Below are 2,431 nucleotides of genomic sequence, written 5' to 3' on the forward strand. Positions count from 1 at the left end.
GGGGGGGGGGGGGGGGCGGGGGGGGGGCGGCGCGCGCCGCGCCCCCCCGGCCTCGCGCTGCCCGGCAGCGCAGCGCAGGAGAATATGCCGGCGGAAATTCGCCAGCAGCTGGAAGCGCTGGATGATGAGTGGCACCAGCAACACAACCGCTTCAGCGAGCAGCAAAAGTGCCTGTTTATCCCGGTCGAATGGCTGGGAAGAATCGAAGCCAGCCTGCAGGACGTCGGCGCGCAGATTAAACAGGCGAAGCAGCCATGACGCTCGATATGCTGAATGTCATGCTGGCAGTCAGCGAAGAGGGAATGATCGAGGAGATGCTGCTGGCGCTGTTGGCCTCTCCTCAACTGGCGGTGTTCTTTGAAAAATTTCCCCGCCTGAAAAACATCATCGCGGCGGATATTCCGCGCTGGCGGGAAGCCGTTCGCGCCCGCTTAAAAGAAGTTAACATCCCGCCGGATCTGGACGCCGAAGTGCAAACCTATCAGCAGGCTCAGCTGCTCTCTACCTCGCAGTTTATCGTCCAGCTCCCGCAAATTCTCGGCAAACTGCACCAGCTCCAGTCCCCTTTTGCCGCCCAGGCGCAGAAGCTGGTGGATGACAATGCCACCTTTACCCCGGCGCTGCATACGCTGTTTTTACAGCGCTGGCGCCTGAGCCTGGTGGTGCAAGCCACCAGCCTTAACCAGCAGCTGCTGGACGAGGAGCGCGACCAGTTGCTCAGTGAGGTCCAGGAACGAATGACGCTCAGCGGTCAGCTCGATCCGGTGCTGGCGGAAAATGATACCGCCGCCGGACGCCTGTGGGATATGAGCGCCGGCGAACTCAAACGAGGCGACTACCAGCTGATCGTGCGCTATGGCGATTTTCTTAACCAGCAACCGGAGCTGCTGCAGCTGGCGGAACAGCTGGGGCGTTCAAGGGAAGCGAAATCCGTGCCGAAGAAAGATGCGCCGATGGAAACCTTCCGCAGCCTGGTACGCGAGCCGGCAACGGTGCCTGAACAGGTCGACGGCCTCCAGCAGAGCGACGACATTCTACGCCTGCTGCCGCCGGAGCTGGCGACGCTTGGCATCACGGAGCTGGAGTTTGAATTTTATCGCAAGCTGGTGGAGAAACAGCTGCTCACCTACCGGCTACACGGCGATGCCTGGCGCGAGAAAATTACCGAACGCCCGGTAACGCGGCAGGATTTTGATGAGCAACCGCGCGGGCCGTTCATTGTCTGCGTCGATACGTCAGGATCGATGGGCGGTTTTAACGAACAGTGCGCTAAGGCCTTTTGTCTGGCCCTGATGCGCATCGCGCTGGCCGATAACCGTCGCTGCTTCATTATGCTGTTTTCCAGCGAAGTAGTGCATTACGAGTTGACCAGCGAGAGCGGACTGGAGCAGGTGATCCGTTTCCTGAGCCAGCGTTTTCGCGGCGGCACCGATCTGGCCAGCTGTTTTCGCGCCATTATTGAACGTTTGCAAAACCCGCAGTGGGTGGATGCGGATGCCGTGGTGATCTCCGACTTTATTGCCCAACGGTTGCCGGATGAGGTGATTGCTCAGGTGGGGGAGTTACAGCGTAAGCATCAGCACCGTTTTCACGCGGTGGCGATGTCGGTTCACGGCAAACCCGGCATCATGCGCATCTTCGATCATATCTGGCGCTTTGACACCGGGCTGCGTAGCCGCCTGCTGCGACGCTGGCGGCGCTAATCGTTACAGCAGCGCGGAAACGCTTTCGCGAACCTGCGCCGGCCATACGCCGCACTGCACCTGACCGATATGGTCAAGCTGCAGCAACAGCATCGTCAAACGAGACTGGCCAATGCCGCCGCCGATAGTCTGCGGCATCTCGCCGCGCAGCAGCGCCTGGTGCCACTCCAGTTTCAGGCGATCTTCATCGCCGGTCAGCGCCAGCTGGCGCTTTAGCGCCTCGGCGTCAACGCGGATCCCCATCGAGGAGATCTCGAACGCATCCTCCAGCACCGGGTTCCACACCAGGATATCGCCGTTCAGGCCGGCAAAACCTTCAGAAACCTCAGTACTCCAGTCATCATAATCCGGCGCACGCACGTCGTGGCGCTTGCCATCAGCTAGTTTGCCGCCGATACCAATTAAGAAGACGGCGCCCAGCTCTTTGGCAATAGCCCGCTCACGACCTTTGGCATCAAGCTCCGGATAGCGGCTCAGCAGCTCCTGGCTGTGAACAAAATGGATCTGTTCCGGCAGGAACGGCGTCAGGCCAAACTCCTGGCTGACCGCCAGCTCGGTGGCTTTGATCCCGGCGTAGATCGCCTCGACGGTTGCCTTCAGGGTGCCGACGTGACGCTCTTCATCCCCCATCACGCGCTCCCAGTCCCACTGGTCAACATAGACGGAATGGATAGGCGTCAGACGGTCTTCATCGGGGCGAAGGGCTTTCATGTGCGTGTACAGCCCTT

Annotated in this window: 3 protein-coding genes; 2 read left to right on the forward strand and 1 reads right to left on the reverse strand. The window is 60.3% G+C overall.

Features of this window, described 5'->3' with window-relative positions:
* Window positions 1–258 (forward strand): ATPase RavA domain-containing protein (locus HMPREF9538_RS0127595; RefSeq protein WP_009485026.1); only part of this gene is annotated, 258 nt, incomplete at its 5' end.
* On the forward strand, window positions 255–1,703 hold the full coding sequence (viaA, locus tag HMPREF9538_RS14565) for an ATPase RavA stimulator ViaA (RefSeq protein WP_009485027.1): 1,449 nt from the start codon (window positions 255–257) through the stop codon (window positions 1,701–1,703). The genes HMPREF9538_RS0127595 and viaA, both read left to right, overlap by 4 nt.
* A 3-nt stretch (window positions 1,704–1,706) precedes the next feature.
* On the opposite strand, the gene asnA is transcribed toward viaA, so the two are convergent.
* A partial coding sequence (gene asnA / locus HMPREF9538_RS14560) for an aspartate--ammonia ligase (protein WP_009485028.1) occupies window positions 1,707–2,431 on the reverse strand: 725 nt, incomplete at its 5' end.

The sequence above is a fragment of the Klebsiella sp. MS 92-3 genome (assembly GCF_000195655.1).
GTDB classification, from domain to species: Bacteria; Pseudomonadota; Gammaproteobacteria; order Enterobacterales; family Enterobacteriaceae; genus Klebsiella; species Klebsiella pneumoniae.

Bases quoted from the DNA above. Each gene is read 5' to 3' on its own strand.
- viaA (WP_009485027.1), top strand. From the start codon at position 255: ATGACGCTCGATATGCTGAATGTCATGCTGGCAGTCAGCGAAGAGGGA.